Source organism: Pseudomonas emilianonis, from assembly GCF_023072625.1.
GTDB lineage: Bacteria > Pseudomonadota > Gammaproteobacteria > Pseudomonadales > Pseudomonadaceae > Aquipseudomonas > Aquipseudomonas paraveronii.
Genome location: NZ_JAKNRV010000004.1, coordinates 1 through 18,388 on the forward strand (window position 1 = coordinate 1; position 18,388 = coordinate 18,388).

At 60.4% G+C, this 18,388-nt stretch carries 20 protein-coding genes and 2 pseudogenes; 12 read left to right on the plus strand and 10 right to left on the minus strand.

Annotated elements, in window-relative coordinates; all coding sequences use genetic code 11:
* From L9Z73_RS00945 to L9Z73_RS00995, 11 genes and pseudogenes are all read left to right on the plus strand, one after another.
* Positions 1 to 665 (plus strand): LysR substrate-binding domain-containing protein (locus tag L9Z73_RS00945; RefSeq protein WP_247395700.1); only part of this gene is annotated, 665 nt, incomplete at its 5' end.
* A 79-nt stretch (positions 666 to 744) separates the two neighbouring features.
* Positions 745 to 942: pseudogene (locus L9Z73_RS00950) on the plus strand (flavin-nucleotide-binding protein); the annotation flags it as partial.
* Positions 924 to 1,727, plus strand: a pseudogene (locus L9Z73_RS00955) (acyl-CoA dehydrogenase family protein); the annotation flags it as partial. The pseudogenes L9Z73_RS00950 and L9Z73_RS00955, both read left to right, overlap by 19 nt.
* The gene (locus L9Z73_RS00960; RefSeq protein ID WP_247395701.1) at positions 1,728 to 3,080 is read left to right on the plus strand and encodes an LLM class flavin-dependent oxidoreductase; all 1,353 of its coding nucleotides are present in this window, start codon (positions 1,728 to 1,730) and stop codon (positions 3,078 to 3,080) included. It abuts the pseudogene before it with no gap.
* 160 nt (positions 3,081 to 3,240) lie between these two features.
* Complete coding sequence (locus L9Z73_RS00965) at positions 3,241 to 4,050, plus strand: MetQ/NlpA family ABC transporter substrate-binding protein (protein ID WP_247395703.1); 810 nt, start codon at positions 3,241 to 3,243, stop codon at positions 4,048 to 4,050.
* A gap of 2 nt (positions 4,051 to 4,052) precedes the next feature.
* Entirely contained in the window at positions 4,053 to 5,168 is a 1,116-nt protein-coding gene (locus tag L9Z73_RS00970; protein ID WP_247395705.1) for a methionine ABC transporter ATP-binding protein, read from the plus strand.
* Positions 5,158 to 5,802 (plus strand): methionine ABC transporter permease, encoded by a 645-nt coding sequence (locus L9Z73_RS00975; protein ID WP_247395707.1) that lies wholly within the window; start codon positions 5,158 to 5,160, stop codon positions 5,800 to 5,802. Before L9Z73_RS00970 ends, L9Z73_RS00975 begins: the two co-directional genes overlap by 11 nt.
* Before the next feature lie 39 nt (positions 5,803 to 5,841).
* The gene (locus L9Z73_RS00980) at positions 5,842 to 6,468 is read left to right on the plus strand and encodes a class I SAM-dependent methyltransferase (RefSeq protein ID WP_247395708.1); all 627 of its coding nucleotides are present in this window, start codon (positions 5,842 to 5,844) and stop codon (positions 6,466 to 6,468) included.
* A 388-nt stretch (positions 6,469 to 6,856) separates the two neighbouring features.
* Positions 6,857 to 7,336 (plus strand): hypothetical protein, encoded by a 480-nt coding sequence (locus L9Z73_RS00985; protein ID WP_247395709.1) that lies wholly within the window; start codon positions 6,857 to 6,859, stop codon positions 7,334 to 7,336.
* 126 nt (positions 7,337 to 7,462) lie between these two features.
* Entirely contained in the window at positions 7,463 to 8,878 is a 1,416-nt protein-coding gene (locus tag L9Z73_RS00990; RefSeq protein WP_247395710.1) for a PAAR domain-containing protein, read from the plus strand.
* Positions 8,875 to 9,264, plus strand: coding sequence for a hypothetical protein (locus L9Z73_RS00995; protein ID WP_247395711.1), 390 nt, complete (start codon positions 8,875 to 8,877; stop codon positions 9,262 to 9,264). Before L9Z73_RS00990 ends, L9Z73_RS00995 begins: the two co-directional genes overlap by 4 nt.
* Before the next feature lie 454 nt (positions 9,265 to 9,718).
* On the opposite strand, the gene L9Z73_RS01000 is transcribed toward L9Z73_RS00995, so the two are convergent.
* From L9Z73_RS01000 to L9Z73_RS01020, 5 genes are all read right to left on the minus strand, one after another.
* Positions 9,719 to 10,501: a MetQ/NlpA family ABC transporter substrate-binding protein gene (locus tag L9Z73_RS01000; RefSeq protein WP_247395712.1), complete on the minus strand. Its 783-nt coding sequence runs from the start codon at positions 10,499 to 10,501 to the stop codon at positions 9,719 to 9,721.
* 126 nt (positions 10,502 to 10,627) lie between these two features.
* Entirely contained in the window at positions 10,628 to 11,554 is a 927-nt protein-coding gene (locus tag L9Z73_RS01005; protein WP_247395713.1) for a sigma 54-interacting transcriptional regulator, read from the minus strand.
* Between the two features lie 49 nt (positions 11,555 to 11,603).
* The gene (locus L9Z73_RS01010) at positions 11,604 to 12,185 is read right to left on the minus strand and encodes an alpha/beta hydrolase (protein ID WP_247395714.1); all 582 of its coding nucleotides are present in this window, start codon (positions 12,183 to 12,185) and stop codon (positions 11,604 to 11,606) included.
* Between the two features lie 229 nt (positions 12,186 to 12,414).
* Entirely contained in the window at positions 12,415 to 12,780 is a 366-nt protein-coding gene (locus L9Z73_RS01015) for a response regulator (protein WP_247395715.1), read from the minus strand.
* 38 nt (positions 12,781 to 12,818) lie between these two features.
* Positions 12,819 to 13,505, minus strand: coding sequence for a Crp/Fnr family transcriptional regulator (locus L9Z73_RS01020; protein ID WP_247395716.1), 687 nt, complete (start codon positions 13,503 to 13,505; stop codon positions 12,819 to 12,821).
* Between the two features lie 83 nt (positions 13,506 to 13,588).
* Between L9Z73_RS01020 and L9Z73_RS01025 the strand changes: the two genes are divergently transcribed.
* Positions 13,589 to 14,116, plus strand: coding sequence for a DUF962 domain-containing protein (locus tag L9Z73_RS01025; RefSeq protein WP_247395717.1), 528 nt, complete (start codon positions 13,589 to 13,591; stop codon positions 14,114 to 14,116).
* A gap of 47 nt (positions 14,117 to 14,163) precedes the next feature.
* Here L9Z73_RS01025 and L9Z73_RS01030 read toward each other — a convergent pair whose 3' ends face one another.
* The 5 genes from L9Z73_RS01030 to oscA all read right to left on the minus strand — a co-directional run bounded on the left by L9Z73_RS01030 (position 14,164) and on the right by oscA (position 18,363).
* Positions 14,164 to 15,144 carry a sulfate/molybdate ABC transporter ATP-binding protein gene (locus L9Z73_RS01030; RefSeq protein ID WP_247395719.1) on the minus strand — a complete coding sequence of 327 codons (981 nt, stop codon included), beginning with the start codon at positions 15,142 to 15,144 and terminating at the stop codon, positions 14,164 to 14,166.
* Between the two features lie 3 nt (positions 15,145 to 15,147).
* Positions 15,148 to 16,020: a sulfate ABC transporter permease subunit CysW gene (gene cysW / locus L9Z73_RS01035; protein ID WP_247395721.1), complete on the minus strand. Its 873-nt coding sequence runs from the start codon at positions 16,018 to 16,020 to the stop codon at positions 15,148 to 15,150.
* 13 nt (positions 16,021 to 16,033) lie between these two features.
* Complete coding sequence (gene cysT, locus L9Z73_RS01040) at positions 16,034 to 16,852, minus strand: sulfate ABC transporter permease subunit CysT (protein ID WP_247395722.1); 819 nt, start codon at positions 16,850 to 16,852, stop codon at positions 16,034 to 16,036.
* 242 nt (positions 16,853 to 17,094) lie between these two features.
* On the minus strand, positions 17,095 to 18,105 hold the full coding sequence (locus L9Z73_RS01045) for a sulfate ABC transporter substrate-binding protein (protein ID WP_247395723.1): 1,011 nt from the start codon (positions 18,103 to 18,105) through the stop codon (positions 17,095 to 17,097).
* Between the two features lie 75 nt (positions 18,106 to 18,180).
* Complete coding sequence (gene oscA, locus L9Z73_RS01050; protein ID WP_003170956.1) at positions 18,181 to 18,363, minus strand: sulfur starvation response protein OscA; 183 nt, start codon at positions 18,361 to 18,363, stop codon at positions 18,181 to 18,183.
* Positions 18,364 to 18,388: the final 25 nt, after the last annotated feature.

An 18,388-nucleotide genomic window follows, 5' to 3' on the forward strand; every position in this document is an offset into this window, starting at 1 on the left:
AGCTCAAAGACGCTGCCGACACCAAGGCCAAAGGCGCGCATGTGCAGGCCCAGGGCAATCTGCGGGTGTTCTTGCCGTTGCTGTTCAGCCGGTACGTGATGGCGCCGATCCTGGCCGGTTATATGGACCGCCACCCCGATGTGTACCTGACGGCCCGCTACCACGACTATTATCCCAACCTGCACGAAGAGGGGCTGGACGTGGCGATCCTGGTCGGCGCGTTGCCGAACTCGTCGCTGATCGCACGGCCGGTCGGCCAGGTGCGGCAGATCCTTTGCGCCAGTCCCGATTACCTCGCGGCCCACGGCGAACCCGCGCACCCGGACGACCTCAAGCAGCATCGCCTGATCGCCAGCGCCGATCAGGTCCACTGGGATTTCCCCCACGCTCACCTCAAGGCCCCTACACGCCTGCGCTGCGCCACGGTGCAAGGTGCGATCAATGCGGCCGTGCATGGCGCGGGGATCATCCGTTGCCTGAGCTACCCGGTTCACGAGCACCTGATCAGCGGTCAACTCTGCCGCGTTTTACCCGCCCACGAGTTGGCGCCGTTGCCGGTCAACGTGGTCTACCGCGAAGGCCGCCATGCACCGATGCGCGTGCGCAGTTTTGTCGATCACTGCGTGGCCGAGTTGCGCGAGCATCCGGCATTTCAGTTGGCGTAATGCTCGATTGCTGAACGTGGGTATTCTCTCGCTGCCTGGCGGGGCGCAGCATTGGGTTATCTAACTTGAGGTGATCGCCATGAACCCGATCGAACACTCCCCCTGGCATGCCGGTGAACGGCAGATGCAGGCCAGCGCCGGTGCTGCCGAGCGCATGGACATGATTGGCGCCAAGGTGATCCGCGATCATCTGCCCGAGCAGCACCGAGGGTTTTATCCGCTGTTGCCGTACCTGATGCTCGGCGTGGTGGACGCGCACGGCATGCCCTGGAGCTCAAGGCGCGGATCACCGCCGAAGGCGACGGCTACGTGGTCAGCGGCCAGAAGTTCTACTCCACCGGCGCACTGTTTGCGCATTGGGTCGCGGTGAAGGCGCTGAACGATGACGGCAAGCAGGTCATGGCGTTTGTACGCCGTGGCACGCAAGGGCTGCGCATCGTCGATGACTGGTCCGGCTTCGGCCAACGCACCACCGCCAGCGGCACCGTGCTGCTCGACCGGGTGCCGGTCGATGCAGAGTTGGTGGTCGAAAACTGGCGCCTCGGCGAAAGCCCGAATATCCAGGGTGCGGTATCGCAATTGATCCAGGCCGCCATCGACGCCGGCATCGCCCGTGGTGCGCTGGATGACGCCATTGCGTTCGTCCGTGAGCGCTCACGCCCGTGGATCGACGCCAAGGTCGAACGCGCCAGCGATGACCTGTATGTGATCGCCGACATCGGCAAGCTGAAGATCGAACTGCACGCCGCCGAAGCGCTGCTGCGCAAGGCCGGCCAGGTACTGGACCAGGTCAGCGCCGCGCCGATCACCGCGCAATCCGCCGCACGCGCTTCGATTGCCGTGGCCGAGGCCAAGGTGTTGAGCACCGAAGTCTCGCTGCTGGTCAGCGAAAAACTCTTCGAACTGGCCGGCAGCCGCGCCACCCTCGCCGAATTCAACCTCGACCGCCACTGGCGCAATGCACGGGTCCACACCCTGCACGACCCGGTGCGCTGGAAGTACCACGCCGTAGGCAATTACTACCTCAACGATGAGAAACCGCCACTGCGGGGGACCCTCTGAATGGCGAAGAAAAAAATCCTGCTCAATGCCTTCAACATGAACTGCATCGGGCATATCAATCACGGCTTGTGGACGCACCCACGGGACACGTCCACCCAGTACAAAACCCTCGAGTATTGGACCGACCTGGCGCAAACCCTGGAGCGCGGGCTGTTCGACGGGTTGTTCATCGCCGATATCGTCGGCGTCTATGACGTGTACCAGCAATCGGTCGACGTGCCGCTCAAAGAGTCGATCCAACTGCCGGTCAACGACCCGTTGCTGCTGCTCTCGGCCATGGCCGCCGTGACCAAGAACCTCGGCTTCGGCCTGACCGCCAACCTGACCTACGAGCCGCCGTATCTGTTCGCCCGGCGCATGTCGACGCTCGACCACCTGAGCCGTGGCCGGGTCGGCTGGAACATCGTCACCGGCTACCTCGACAGCGCCGCCAAGGCCATGGGCCTGACCGAACAGGTCGAACATGACCGGCGCTACGACCAGGCCGACGAATACCTGGAGGTGCTCTACAAACTCTGGGAAGGCAGCTGGGAAGATGACGCCGTGCTCAACGATCCGCAGGCGCGGGTGTATGCGCAGCCGGGCAAGGTCCACAAAGTCGAGCACCACGGTGAGTTCTACCAGGTGGAGGGTTATCACCTGTGCGAGCCGTCGCCGCAACGCACACCGCTGCTGTTCCAGGCCGGCACTTCGGAGCGTGGCTTGGTGTTCGCCGGGCAGCATGCCGAGTGCGTCTTCATCAGCGGCCGGGACAAGGCCAGCACCCAGGTGCAGGTCGACAAGGTGCGCGCCAGCGCCGTGGCGGCCGGGCGCAACCCGGACGACATCAAGGTGTTCATGGGCCTCAACGTCATCGTTGGCGCCACCGAGGAACTGGCCTGGGCCAAGCACGCCGAGTACCTGAGCTACGCCAGCGCGGAAGCCGGCGTCGCGCATTTCTCGGCGTCCACGGCGATCGATTTTTCCCAGTACGAACTCGACGAACCGATCCAGTACGTAAAGAGCAATGCGATCCAGTCGGCCACCCAGCACCTGCAGAACAACGATTGGACCCGGCGCAAATTGCTCGAGCAGCACGCCCTCGGCGGGCGCTACATCACCCTGGTCGGTTCGCCCGAGCAGGTGGCGGACGAGCTGGAATCCTGGGTCGGTGAAACCGGGCTGGATGGTTTTAACCTCACGCGCATCGTCACGCCGGAAAGCTATGTGGACTTCATCGACTTGGTGGTGCCGGAGTTGCAGCGGCGTGGGTCGTACAAAACCGAATATGAGCCGGGGACGCTGCGGGAAAAAGTCTTTCACACCGGCGCCCGCTTACCCGAACAACACACCGGTTCCACCTACCGACACTGATCGAAAAATGTGGGAGGGGCGGTGCGACGATTCGACTTGCCCCCGATAGCGGTGAATCAGTCACCGGATTGGTTTGCTGACACACCGCTATCGGGGGCAAGCCCCCTCCCACATTGGATATGCATTGTTGGTCCTAATACCTTATGACTGGAAATCCAATATGAAAAAGACATTCCTCAACAACCCAGTCAAAGCACTGGCCCTGGCCTTCGGGTTGTTCAGCTCGGCGGTATTCGCCGCCGATGCGCCGCTGAAAGTCGGCACCACCGCCGCCTTCGCGATTCCCCTGGAAGCCGCTGTGGCCGAGGCTGGCAAACAAGGTTTGAAAGTCGAGCTGGTGGAGTTCACCGACTGGATCGCGCCCAACGTCAGCCTGGCGGCTGGCGATATCGACGTGAACTACTTCCAGCACATCCCGTTCCTGGAAAACGCCAAGGCCGCCGCCGGGTTTGATCTGGTGCCGTATGCGCCGGGCATCATCAACAACGTCGGGCTGTATTCGAAGAAATTCAAAACCTTCAACGACCTGCCCCAAGGCGCCAGCGTGGCGATTGCCAACGACCCGATCAACAGCGGGCGCGGCCTGCAACTGCTGGCCAAGGCGGGGCTGATCACGCTCAAGCCGGGCGTGGGTTACAAGGCCACCGAAGAAGACATCATCGCCAACCCGAAGAAGCTCAAGATCCTGCAAGTCGAGGCCGTGCAGTTGGTGCGCGCGTATGACGATGCGGACCTGGTGCAGGGTTATCCGGCGTATATCCGCCTGTCCAAGACCTTCGATGCCGAGTCGGCGCTGCTGTTCGACGGCCTCGACCACCCGGAATACGTGATCCAGTTCGTGATCCAGCCGAAAGCCAAAACCGACCCACGGGTGATCAAGTTCGTCGACATCTACCAGCACTCGCCGGTGGTGCGCGCCGCGCTGGATAAGTCCCTCGGCAAGCTCTACCAAGTCGGCTGGGAAGGCTGAACATGACGGCCGCCAACGCCCAACTGCGCGACCAGGGCACCCCGCCCAGGACCGCCGAGCAGACTGAACTGCATCCGCACCTCAACCGCGCCCACGTGCGCTTTATCAACCTGGGCAAGACCTACGACGGTAGCGTGCACGCCCTGCAAGGCATCGACCTGGCGATCCAGCGCGGCGAAGTGTTCGGCATCATCGGCCGCAGCGGCGCCGGCAAGTCGTCGCTGATCCGCACCATCAACCGCCTGGAGCAGCCCAGCAGCGGGCGCGTGCTGATCGATCAGGTCGACATCGGCGAGTTCGACGAAGACCGCCTGGTGGCGCTGCGGCGGCGCATCGGCATGATCTTCCAGCACTTCAACCTGATGTCGGCCAAGACCGTGTGGCAGAACGTCGAATTGCCGCTCAAAGTCGCCGGCATCCCCAAGCTGCAGCGCGAGCAGAAGGTGCGTGAACTGCTGGAACTGGTGGGCCTCAAGGACAAGCACAAGGCCTACCCGGCGCAACTCTCCGGCGGGCAGAAACAGCGCGTGGGCATTGCCCGTTCGTTGGTCCATGACCCAGAGATTCTGCTGTGCGACGAGGCCACCTCGGCCCTCGACCCGGAGACCACCCAATCGATCCTCGGCCTGCTGCGCGAGATCAACCAACGCCTGGGCCTGACCATCGTGTTGATCACCCATGAAATGGCGGTGATTCGCGAGATCTGCGACCGCGTGGTGGTACTCGAACACGGGCGCATCGTCGAGCAAGGCCCGGTGTGGCAGGTGTTTGGCGACCCGCAGCACGCGGTCAGCAAAACCCTGCTGGCGCCGCTGCAACACGGCCTGCCGGAAGAATTGCAAAGCCGTTTGCAAGCCACGCCGGCCTCGGCTGACGCAGCGCTGGTCCTGCGTTTGCAGTTCACCGGCAGCGCCACCGATGAGCCCGATCTGGCCGCGCTGTTCGGCGCGCTCGGCGGGCGCGTGCGCTTGCTGCAAGGCGGCGTGGAACGGATTCAGGGGCATGCCCTGGGGCAATTGCTGCTGGCGGTGAACGGCTCGCCGCATGAGGCCGACACACTGCGCAGCCGCGCCGGGAATTGGGCACAACACGTGGAGGTGCTGGGTTATGTGGTTTGATCGTTTAGTGCAGGGCGCCATCGACACGCTGTTGATGGTCGGTGTGTCGTCGCTGATCGCGTTGCTGGTGGGGATTCCGCTGGCGGTGTTCCTGGTCACCAGCGACAAGGGCGGCATCTATCAGGCTCCGGCGCTGAACCGGGCGCTGGGAGCGTTCGTCAATCTGTTCCGCTCGATTCCGTTTCTGATCCTGATGGTGGCGCTCATCCCGTTCACCCGGCTGATCGTCGGCACCACCTACGGCGTGTGGGCGGCGGTGGTGCCGCTGACCATCGCCGCCACGCCGTTCTTTGCGCGCATCGCCGAAGTGAGCCTGCGCGAAGTCGACCACGGCTTGATCGAAGCCGCGCAAGCCATGGGCTGTCGGCGCTGGCACATCATCTGGCATGTGCTGCTGCCCGAAGCGCTGCCGGGGATTGTCGGCGGGTTCACCATCACCCTGGTGACCATGATCAACTCGTCGGCGATGGCCGGGGCGATTGGCGCGGGCGGGTTGGGGGACATTGCCTACCGCTACGGCTATCAGCGCTTTGATACGCAGATCATGCTGACGGTGATTGTGCTGTTGGTGGTGCTGGTGGCGGTGATTCAGTTGGGTGGGGATCGGTTGGCGCGGGGGCTGAACAAGCGGTGAGGTATAGTCGGGCCATCTCAGCGCCCGGTATTCCCCGTCATGACCCTCAAGCCCGACGACCTCAACCAGATCACTTCCACCACCCTCGGCCACTACAACAGCGTGGCTGAGGACTTCCGTGAAGGCACCCGCGATCACGATGTGAGCCAGAACATCGACGCGCTGCTGCGGCATATCCAGGGCACGCCACCGTTTACCGTGCTGGACTTCGGCTGCGGGCCGGGGCGGGATTTGCAGGCCTTTACGCGCATGGGCCATATCGCCGTGGGGCTCGACGGCTCCGAGCGCTTTGCGCAGATGGCGCGCGAAGACAGCGGCTGCGAAGTGCTGCGGCAGGATTTCTTGAAGCTGGAGCTGCCCAGCGAACGCTTCGATGGGATCTTTGCCAATGCGGTGCTGTTTCATATCCCCAAGCAGGAACTGCCACGCGTGCTCACGCAGTTGCATGGCGCGTTGAAACCGGGCGGGGTGTTGTTCAGCTCCAATCCACGCGGTGACAACCGGGAAGGCTGGAATGGGCCGCGCTACGGTTCCTATCACGACCTCACGGCCTGGCAAGCGCTGCTGACCACCGCCGGTTTTGTGGAACTGGAGCACTACTATCGCCCAGCCGGGCTACCCCGCGAGCAACAGCCCTGGTTGGCCAGCGTCTGGCGCAAAACCTGAATAGCCGCCTGACAATACATTCCAAATGTGGGAGGGGGCTTGCCCCCGATGGCGATGGATCAGTTGGAGCACTCTCAGCCAAAACCATCGGCGCCGTGAACTTCGCAGATTGCGCAGAGAATAGACACTAACCATGCAGCTCCAACGTAATTGCCGCCTATACGCGAAATTACTCTCCCTCCTTATAAAAATACCACTGCCTACTCAGACTCTTACGACTCTGTTTTCGGAAACGTCTGACTTTACTTTCAACTTCCACATCATCACGGTAGCGGAGCAATAAACACACGCTGACCACTGTCACCATCTGATAGACACCAGACACATCATTCCAACTGCAGTGACAAAGGAAAGCAGCGCACTAAACCCACGGATCAGGATAATAAAAATGAATGTAGTATCGTCGCCGTTGTACACCAATGAAGTTTCATCAGAGTTCCTAAGCAATTTAGACAAATCGAGATTGGCAGAGAGAACACCGGATACCTGCAACGAACACGTGTTGGCGATAGTCAAGCAGCGGCAGGAACACATCAAAGCTCATCCGCCTATCGCTATTTACCGCATTGCAGCGCAAGGCAGCCAAACCGGTAACGGCGGAGTCATTCAACACGCAACTTCCCCGATGCAATTCAAGTTGGATAACGGTCAACAAGTACGTGCCGCGCAGAAAGGCGATTACGTCGTGTACGCCGATGGCACTCAGGCACAAATTGTAACGGCCGCCGGAGAAGGTAATAGCCATATTGCGCTGGTGGGTAGCCTGCTCAGTAATGGTGACCAAATCATCAATACACCCCAAAACCATACGTTACTCATAGCGCGTGAGGGTGTGCCGATGGCTGAAGATTTTTTGCCCTCTGTTTGAGTGTTTAACCAGAAGACGTAACACCACCTGATGATTACTTAGCGTACCGCCATTGGATAATTTTTAAACGGACAGCTAACTAACGGCCACACCTTTTTACGCGGCCGTCTCTAATGGAGAAGAACAATGACTGAAGGTTATTTCATTGGCCGGGGTGATAAAACGACCTGCGGCGGGATAGTTCTGGATGGTGATCCGAGAGTTAACATATTCGGCCTGCTTCATGCTCGTGAAGGCGGCGACGTCACGTGTGGAAAAAATGGGCAAACTTATACGATAGTCGGTGGCGTATCGCACATAGTAAGTCATGGCAAGCGTGTGGCCGGCACGCTGGATAGTTTCAGCAGTTGCCCATGCCAAGCGCAGTTGCTCCCCTCCGTGTTCACGGCAACCTACGGCAATGAAGGCGTCGCACCACAAGCGGCCAGGCAAGCCGCTGAACCGGCCCCACCCCCCGTCACCAGCCGCCCGCAAACGCCGCCCCCATCAAGTTTCACGCCTTCAAGCCATCCGGCACCCGTGGCATTCAACAGCGTAGAGGCCCAGGAACCGGGCTTCTATGTGGTGCCAAAAAGCATGACTCGCGAAGCACTGGAGGCCACGCTTTTCTCCACCCGCAACACGGCCGTGATGCGTAAGTTTCAGGCGCTCAACCCTAATCTGAGCGAAGTTAAAGCCGGTTCCATGATCGTGCTGAGCGATCCGAACAACACCTCTTGTACCTACCAGGAAGCGCATCTGATGCAGGCCGCTCAACAGGTCGACGCCTCCCTCGATCCCTTGACGCCAGACGAGGCCGACTTTCTATATCGACACGGCGCAGAAATCGCCGGTTTTATCGGCCATACCTCAACCTGGCTAGGCGTCAGCGCGGTGGTGATGGAAAAGCACCTGGCCAATCTGCGCGACACCCTCCAAGCCATCGAACGTTTGCACCAGGAAACCTATCGCCAGCACGGCCACCTCAAATCGCCACAGTTCTTCGCCGAACGCCAGCGCCTGCTCGCGCAGTTGGATGCTCACCTTCTGAACTCCACTCGTCTGCGCGGCCAGACAACCTTGGGCGATCATCCCAAGTTGAAGACGGCACTCGGAATATCCAGTCGGAGCCTGGTACATCATTGGGACAAGGCCGGTGCGGCGGGGAAGATTCCGGGGTATTCCGCCCATGTAGAGGCGGTCAGTCGTGCAGCCAAATATATGAAGACGGGGGGCTATATCGCCATTGGTATTGGTGGCGTGTCCTCGTTGCTGGCTATTCAGCAGGTGTGTAAAGGCGGTTCTGACGCGGCTTGCGAGAAGATCAAGTTTACTGAAGGAGGAAAGTTCGGATTTTCTACTGCCCTCGGTGTTGCAGGTGGCGCTTTGGCTAGTTCTGCAAGCGGTTCGATCTGCTTAGCAATCGGTGTAGCTACAGGAGGTATCGGAGGCGTCGTCTGCGTCGCTGCCATAGTGGGAACTGGCGCATGGGTAGGTACGACTGTCGGTGGTATGGGTGGAGAATATATAGGTGGGAAAATCTACGAGGCCACACAACCTTGACCAGTATCGATAATTGGAATCCCTGGGTTGCGATCATTTTTATAGGAGTGCCCGGTCTGCTCGCAATTGCCGGTATTGCACACAGTCTGTACCTAAGCCGCTGCCACCTTGATGATATAAAGGAAGCCTTGAAGAACAGCCGTTACATTTATCTTTGGGGGCCAAGCCTGGGGAGACGGGGATTGATCTGGTCTCTCTTGGAAATATCAAAGATTGCCGGAATGGTCGTGTGGTCAAGGGCGTCCATCACTATTGGAGAGGTAAACCCTGCTGACCTTGAACACTTCCCACCTCACCTAAAACGGCATTTAGTCATCAATTTGATGGTAATGGCCACTGGTTTTACCTGGATGATAGTAGTAGCCATTTTGCTGGAGTTTAGATAGCTAAAGCGGGCCTCACCCGAGGCCCGCCATCAGGACGACTCGACTGACTCCCGATAGCGGTAGAACAGGCACAGTAAAAGATGACCGCCGGATTCGCGGGTTCGGCGAGTGGCAGCTATGGTTGTGGGGTCTGTGATTCGAGGGAGTGAACAATGAACAAAGCAAAACCGATTGATCCGCAGAAGCTGGTGAAGTGGCTGGTGGCGTTGCGAAGGGCGATCAACACCCGAGCGCTATGAAACCCTGAAAAATCCACTGTGAGATGAAAATCAAATGTGGGAGGGGGCTTGCCCCCGATAGCGGTATGACAGTCACCGATGCATTGACTGAACCACCGCTATCGGGGGCAAGCCCCCTCCCACAGTTTTGAGCGTATTCCAAACTCCAACCATAAAAAAACGCCGACGCTATGCAAGCCGTCGGCGTTTAAACCTTGAAAGGTTTTACTGCTCGATCAGAACGCCGGCACGACCGCGCCGTTGTATTTCTTCTCGATGAAGGCTTTGACTTCCGGGCTGGTCAGCGCCTTGGCCAGTTTCTGGATAGCAACGCTGTCCTTGTTGTCCGGGCGGGCCACCAGGAAGTTCACATACGGCGACTTGGCGTCTTCGATGATCAACGCGTCCTTGGCCGGGTTGAGGCCGGCTTCCAGGGCGTAGTTGGTGTTGATCAGCGCCAGATCAACCTGGTCGAGCACGCGTGGCAGCAATGCCGATTCCAATTCCTTGAACTTGAAGTTGTGCGGGTTTTTGGCGATGTCCTTGGGAGTCGCCAGCGCATTTTTCGGGTCTTTCAACTCGATCAGCCCGGCCCGCTGCAGCAGCAGCAGCGCACGGCCGCTGTTACTGCCTTCGTTGGGGATCGCCACGGTGGCGCCGTCTTTCAATTCAGCCACGGTTTTGACTTTTTTCGAGTAACCGCCCAGAGGCTCTACGTGTACACCCACCACGGTGACCAGGTTGGTGCCCTTGCCCTTGTTGAAGTTTTCCAGGTACGGCAGGGTCTGGAAGTAGTTAGCGTCCAGGCGCTTCTCGGCCACCTGCACGTTGGGCTGTACGTAGTCGGTGAAGACTTTGATTTCCAGATCCACGCCTTCTTTGGCGAGGGTCGGCTTGACCAGTTCGAGGATCTCGGCGTGCGGGATCGGGGTGGCGGCCACCACCAGTTTTTCGTTGGCCTGGGCGAAGCCTGCAGTCAGGGCAGCCGCCAATGCGGTAAACAACAGAACCTTTTTCATGCAGTGTCCTTATCGACATTCAGGGGCGTCTCTGACGACCGTGTTGGTGTGGAGTGCCAGCGAAGTGCTATCGCGGCGTGAGAGCGACAATACCTATATTTTTTATTCCCGAACAATATCTTTTATTCACGTTGATATTCCATTTTGTTCATATAGGAATTTGCGCAAGGTTGCCTGCTCGGCTGCACTGGCGCTTTCGAATATCCGCTGTACCTGCTCCAGCGGCGAGCCGGCGGTCGGCAGGTTCAAATGCTCCGGCAAAATCTCGTCGCCGCTGCTGACCAGCAAGGCAAAGTGGATGACGTTCTCCAGCTCGCGGGTATTGCCCGGCCAGCTGTGGTGTTCCAGCACACGCTGGGCCGCGTCGCTGATCAACGGCACTGGCAGGTCCAGGCGCTGGCTGTAGATGCCAAGGAAGTATTCGGCCAGGGACAGGATGTCGCCGACCCGCTCGCGCAAGGCCGGCAGGTCCAGTCGGCCTTCGCTGAGGTAATGGAACAGCCGCTCATGGAACTTGCCTACGGCCACGGCCTGGGCCAGGTCGATGCTGGTCGCCGCCACCAGGCGCACGTCTACCGGGCTCGGCTGATGGGCGCCGACGCGGGTGACTTCGTGGTTTTCCAGGGCGGCGAGCAATTTGACCTGGATCGGCAGCGGCAAGTCGCCGATTTCATCCAGGTACAAGGTGCCGCCATTGGCCGAGCCGAACCAGCCGGCCCGACTGCTCGCCGCGCCACTGTGAGCACCGGCGGCGTAGCCGAACAGCTCGGCATCGGCATAGGTCGGGCTGATCGCGCCGCAATTGACCGAGACAAACAGCCCGGGGCGATCACTGCCCCGGTGAATATGCCGCGCGAGCAACTCTTTACCGCTGCCGGTCTCGCCGCGAATCAACACCGGCAAGGCGCGAGGCGCGAGGTTTTCCAGCGCTTCGCGCAGTTGCCGCGAACGTGGGTCGACGAACACCAGCGCCTTGGCGCGGATGCTCAGCGGGCTCTTTTCGGCGTCCGGGAAGGTCAACAGCGGCTGACCGAAAGTTTCATGCAGACTCATGGCAGGCTCCCGCCCCCAATCCACTCAGGGACGGGGCGTTGAAAAATGTTCAGGCCGTGCGCCGGGCGTGATGCTCCAGGCGGCTTTGCAGGCGATAGAGATACGCGAAACCCTGCTCCCAGCGCTGGTGGCCGGACTTCACATTGATATGCCCGGCGCCGGATAAAATGCCGGCTTCGGCTCCCCAATTGCGCGCCAGCTCCAGGGCCCTGGGGGCGCTGACGGCACTGTCGTTGTCGGAGCTGACCACCTGGCTGGGAAACGGCAGCAGGTCGCGCGGAATCGGCGCAAAGTTGCGCAGGGCGGGGGCACAGGCCGGGCGTTCGACATCCGCCGGCGCCACCAGCAACGCCCCACGTACCTGCCGCAAAAACTGCAGCGGTGCAGTGGCGGCCCAGTGGGCCACGGTGATGCAGCCCAGGCTATGGGCGATCAGAATCACCGGGGTGCTGTCGGCGGCAATCGCCTCGGCCAGCGCGGCCACCCAGTCTTCGCGACGCGGCGTCAGCCAATCGGCCTGTTCCACCCGCGCACTGTTGGGCAGGCTGTTCTGCCAATGAGTTTGCCAATGATCTTCTGGCGATCCTTGCCAGCCCGGCACGATCAGGTAACGAATCGATTCGCTGTGCATGGGTGTGCCCTCCTGCAGCGTTTAACGTTGCTGAACAGTATAGGGACGGGGTTTATATTCGTTAAGGAATAAGAAGCTATTTATTAATAACTAAAAAATCAAACTATGGGAGGGGCGGTGTATCAGCTAGCGCATTCATCAATTGATCCACCGTCATCGGGAGCAAGCCCCCTCCCACATTTAACAGCCGGGCTTGCTCGCGATCGCGAGAGCCCAGGCCACACATCTGTCAGCGCCCGCGATCACGACGCAGTAGCTTTTTCACCCGCATGACCAGCGCCTTGTCTTCAAACGGCTTGAGCAAATAATCATCCTCATGCAATTCCAAGTCGCGCAGACGGTCTTCGATCCCACCCGGACTGGTCAGAAACAATACCGGCGTCTCGCCCTTGTGCCGAATCGCCTGCTGCAACTTCCAGGCATTCTGCCCGGGCAGCATCACATCCAGAATCACCAGGTCGTACTCGGTGCCTTCGACAAGCCGCTGCGCCACCATCCCGTTGGCCGCGACTTCCACGGAATAACCGGCTTCGTTCAAGCCCTGGGCCATCCGCTGTGCCTCTTCGGATTCATGTTCCACTAACAGCACGTGCATAACACACCTCGATTGGTCAGGCTTGCAGGCTAACACCCTCAGGCATGCGCCGCCTCACGCAGGCGCTGTGCATCGAGGATTTCGATCTCGCCATAACCCAGGCGCACGATGCCCTGGGCTTGCAGGTCCTTGAGCAAGGCGTTGGTGGTCTGGCGCGACAGGCTCAACATCGCCGCCAGGTCCTCCTGGGGCAACTGCAGCCGGCGTTTTGAGTGTTCGATGTCGCCGTACCCCTCAATGATCATCAATAAGCGATGGGCCAGCCGCACCGACGCCGGCATCAGGCTGAGCTGTTCTAGACCGATAAAACTCAGGCGCAACTTTTGGCTCATCAACAAGGCCAAGTCGCGCCAGTACTGCGGGGTTTCATCGAGAATCTTCAGCAATGCCTGCTGAGGCACCTGCAACACCGTACAGGGTCCGACCGCGCAGGCGTCGTGGGTGCGCGGCAGGCCATCGAACAGGCAGATTTCGCCGAACCAATAGGGCAACTCCACGAGGCTCAGCACCGCCTCCTTGCCCTGCTCGCTTACCGCGCTGATACGCAGGGTGCCGTCGAGCACCGCATACAAGCCGCAGGGCGGGTCACCACGCTTGAACAGGTATTGCCCCGCCGTCAGCTGCCGCAGCCGGGCGTGGGCCAGCAAACTCTGCTGAAAAGCGGCGGGCAGGTGACGGAACCAGTGCCCGGTAGCCAGCCGGGGTCGCCATTGCTCTGCGTTCATGAGAACTCCGAAGATTGTCGCCCAGTTGACAGTTAGGCGAAGGCTGACAAGGCATGATCAAACATCCTACAGGAGGAATAACAATGAAAAGCCTCGTCGACCACCTCGGTCAATACGCCGCCTACCACCGCGACCCGCGCAATATCGCCAGCCACTTTATCGGTATCCCACTGATCGTGGTCGCCGTCGCAGCATTGCTTTCACGCCCGGAGTGGCCGCTGGCAGGGTTCTGGCTGTCGCCGGCGCTGATCGTAGCGCTGCTTGCCGCGTGGTTCTACCTGCGCCTGGAACTCGCGCTGGGCGTGCTGATGAGCGTGCTGATGGGCTTGTCGGTGTGGGCCGGGCACGTGCTGGCGGCGCAAAGCACGACGGTCTGGCTCAGCGGCGGTGTCGGTATGTTCGTGGTGGGTTGGGTGATTCAGTTTGTCGGGCATTACTACGAAGGCAAGAAGCCAGCGTTTGTGGATGACGTGTCGGGGCTGATCGTCGGGCCGTTGTTCGTGGTGGCGGAGTTGGCGTTTTTGCTGGGGTTGCGGCATGACTTGAAGCACCAGATCGAACAGCGTTCAGGGCCAGTCACTCGCCGCGATCTAAAGCCGAGAGAAGTCTAAATGTGGGAGGGGGCTTGCCCCCTCCCACATTAGGTTTGTGGCGGGGTTCAGGCTTTTTGCCAGACCTTGGGCTTGAAGAACAGGGTTTCACCACGGGTCAGGCCAGTCAGGCTGTCGTGGTCTTTCACCACTTCGGCCTCGATCAGCTCGCTCTGGCCTTCGACTTTCAAGGTCACCCGCGTGGTCGCCCCCAGCGGCCGGATATCGCGCACTTCGGCCGCATGGTGGTCTTCCAGTTCATGACGTGACAGCGACACTTCATGGGGGCGGAACAGCACGTGCTGGTCTTCACCCAGGTGCAGGCGGTTGGAGTCGCCGAGGAAGTGGTAGACGAAATCGCTGGCCGGGTTTTCGTAGACGTCGCCCGGTGAGCCGATCTGCTCGATCACGCCCTTGTTCATCACCACGATACGGTCGGCAACTTCCATCGCCTCTTCCTGGTCGTGGGTCACGAACACCGAGGTCAGGTTGATGTCTTCGTGCAGGCGCGCCAGCCAGCGGCGCAGCTCTTTGCGCACCTTGGCGTCGAGGGCGCCGAACGGTTCGTCGAGCAGCAGTACTTTGGGCTCCACCGCCAGGGCGCGAGCCAGGGCGATACGCTGGCGTTGGCCGCCGGAGAGTTGTTCCGGGTAGCGGTCGGACAGCCAGTCCAACTGCACCATGTTCAACAGTTCGTGGACTTTGACCGCGATCTGGCTTTCGTTCGGGCGCTGGTTTTTCGGCTTCATGCGCAGGCCGAAGGCGACGTTGTCGAACACGGTCATGTGGCGAAACAGCGCGTAATGCTGGAACACAAACCCGACGTTGCGATCACGCACATCGTGGCCGGAGACGTCTTCACCGTGGAACACGATGCTGCCCTCGTCCGGGGTTTCCAGGCCGGCAATGATGCGCAGCAAGGTGGTCTTGCCGCAGCCGGACGGGCCGAGCAACGCCACCAGCTCGCCACTCTGGATGTCCAGATTGATGCTGTTCAGGGCCTTGAAGGCGTTGAAATTCTTGCTGACATTACGGACTTCAATGGACATGGATTATTCCTCACCGCTTGCTGCGCGCAGGCGGTTGATACGGTTCTCGCTCCACTGCTTGAGCAGCAGGATGAAGAGCGCCAGGATCAGCAACAGGCTCGCTACCGCAAACGCGGCAACGTGGTTGTATTCGTTGTAGAGAATCTCGACGTGCAGCGGCAACGTGTTGGTCACGCCGCGAATGTGCCCGGACACCACCGACACCGCGCCGAACTCACCCATCGCCCGCGCGGTACACAGCACCACGCCGTAGATCAGGCCCCATTTGATATTCGGCACGGTGACGTGCCAGAACATCTGCCAGCCATTGGCGCCGAGCAGCCGCGCGGCTTCTTCTTCCTGGGTGCCCTGTTCCTGCATCAGCGGGATCAGCTCCCGGGCCACGAACGGCACGGTGACGAAGATGGTCGCCAGCACGATGCCGGGCAAGGCAAACACGATCTGGATGTCATGTTCCTGCAGCCACGGGCCAAAGAAGCCCTGGGCGCCGAACATCAGTACATAGACCAGACCTGCGATCACCGGCGACACCGAGAACGGCAGGTCGATCAACGTCACCAGGATGCTCTTGCCACGGAACGAGTACTTGCTCACGCACCACGCGGCGCTGACGCCGAACACCACGTTGAGCGGCACCGAGATCACCACGGCGACCACCGTGAGCTTGAGCGCCGACAGCGCGTCAGGCTCAAGGATCGCGGTGAAGAACGCACCGAGGCCATTCTTCAAGCCCTGGGACACCACGATAAACAGCGGCAGCAGCAGGAACAGGAAGAACACCAGCCAGCCCAGGCTGATCAGGATGCGCCGCGACAGCGCACTGCCACGCCGGGCAGCGTTAGCCGAGGACGCGGCGGAGATAGACGATTGGGACATGTTCCGCGCCTCCTTATGGGTGTTCGATGCGCCGCTGCAGCAAATTGATCAGCAGCAGCAACACGAAGGAAACCACCAGCATCAGCACACCGATGGAGGTGGCGCCGTGGTAGTCGTACTGGTCGAGCTTGACCATGATCAGCAGCGGTAGGATCTCGGTCTTCATCGGCATGTTGCCGGCGATGAAAATCACCGAGCCGTACTCACCGACGCCACGCGCAAACGCCAGGGCGAAGCCGGTCAGCCAGGCCGGCAGCAACGCAGGCACGAGGATGTAGCGGAACACCTGCAACGGCTTAGCGCCCAGGCAGGCGGCGGCTTCTTCGATTTCCCGGGGGATATCGGCGAGGACCGGCTGCACCGTGCGCACCACGAACGGCAACGTGACGAAGGTCAGCGCCAGGGTGATGCCCAAGGGGCTGTAGGCGATCTTGAAACCCAGGTCGGCGGCGAACTGGCCGACCAGGCCGGTCGGCGTGTACAGCGCGGTCAGCGCGATACCGGCGACGGCGGTGGGCAGGGCGAACGGCAGGTCGATCATCGCATCGATGATCTTGCGCCCGGGGAAGGTGTAGCGCACCAGCACCCAGGCCAGCAGCGTACCGATCACACCATTGATCAGCGCGGCGTACAGCGCGGTGCTGAAGCTCAATTTCAATGCCGCCAGCACACGCGGTGCGGTGATGATGTTCCAGAACTGATCCCAGGTAAGTTGAGCGGCGTGTACGAACATCGCCGCGAGGGGGATGAGTACGATCAGGCTGAGGTACACCACGGTGTAGCCCAGCGTCAGCCCGAAGCCGGGTATGACGGGGGAAATACGACGCGACATAAGAGTCCTTGGTTAGCGGGTAGATACCACTGCAGGAATGCGCCATGAGTGGAGAGGTGACTGACTGTGGCGAGGGCGCTTGCTCCCGTTGGGCTGCGGAGCAGCCCCCAAACCCGGCGACCGAGATGCATCAGATGCTACGCGGATACCGGCTTGGGAGCGCCTCGCACTCCAACGGGAGCAAGCTCCCTCGCCACAGTAAGAGCCTCTCCAATGAAGACTGGCCCTACAGACAGTGTGGCTTACTGCGCCGTGTAGATCTGGTCGAACACCCCACCATCATTGAAGAATTTCGGCTGCGCAGTTTTCCAGCCGCCGAAGTCTTTGTCGATAGTCACCAGGTCCAGTTTCGGGAACTGCTGGGCGTACTTGGCGGCGATTTTCTCATCGCGTGGGCGGTAGAAGTTCTTCGCCGCAATCTCCTGGCCCGCCGGGCTGTACAGGTGCTTGAGGTATTCGGTGGCGATCTCGGTGTTGCCCTTTTTCTCGGCGTTTTTGTCGACCACGGCCACCGGCGGTTCGGCGAGGATCGACAGGGACGGCACGACGATGTCGAACTTGTCGGCGCCGCCGTCTTCTTTCAATGCCAGAAACGCCTCGTTTTCCCAGGCCAGCAGCACGTCACCCTGACCGTTGTTGACGAAGGTGATGGTCGAACCGCGCGCGCCCGTGTCGAGGACCGGTACTTGCTTGAACAGCGCTTGCACGTATTCCTGGGCCTTGGCTTCACTGCCCCCGGCTTTGAGGCCGTAGGCCCAGGCGGCGAGGAAGTTCCAGCGCGCACCGCCGGAGGTTTTCGGGTTCGGGGTGATGACCGACACGTCTTTCTTGATCAGGTCGCCCCAGTCCTTGATGCCTTTTGGGTTGCCCTTGCGCACCAGGAACACGATGGTCGAGGTGTACGGGGTGCTCGCGTCCGGCAGACGGGTCTGCCAGTTTTGCGGCAGGGTCTTGCCCAACTTGGCGATTTCGTCGATGTCACCGGCCAGCGCCAGGGTCACCACATCGGCGCGCAGGCCGTCGATCACCGCACGGCCTTGCTTGCCCGAGCCACCGTGGGATTGCTGGATCTTGACGGTGTCGCCGGGGTGGGACTGTTTCCAGAAATGGGTGAACTCAGCGTTGTAGTCCTGGTACAGCTCACGGGTCGGGTCATACGAGACGTTGAGCAACTCGTAGTCCTTGGCCACGGCAGAGCCAGCAAACACGGCGCTGGCCAACGCAGCCAGGGCGTAACGGCGAATCGACGACATAGAAAGCTCCTGAAATTCTGGGGTGTTGGCTTTTTCTTATAGTTGCGGGTCTAGCGTGCGAATCGCCGTGGTTGCTTAGCTCGGTTTGTTACCCGGGTTCTGCAGGCGGAATTTTTCTTTGCGTTCGATCTGTACCACTTGAGCGTTGTGCACAGTGATTTCCACCGCGCCAAAGCGCAGATCGCGCAACGCGCTCTGGATCTCACGCAAAATGGCTGCTTCGTCCTGGCCGTCGACGCTACGTAGAGATGCGCTCATGGTCTCGCTCCTGAAATGAAGAGTG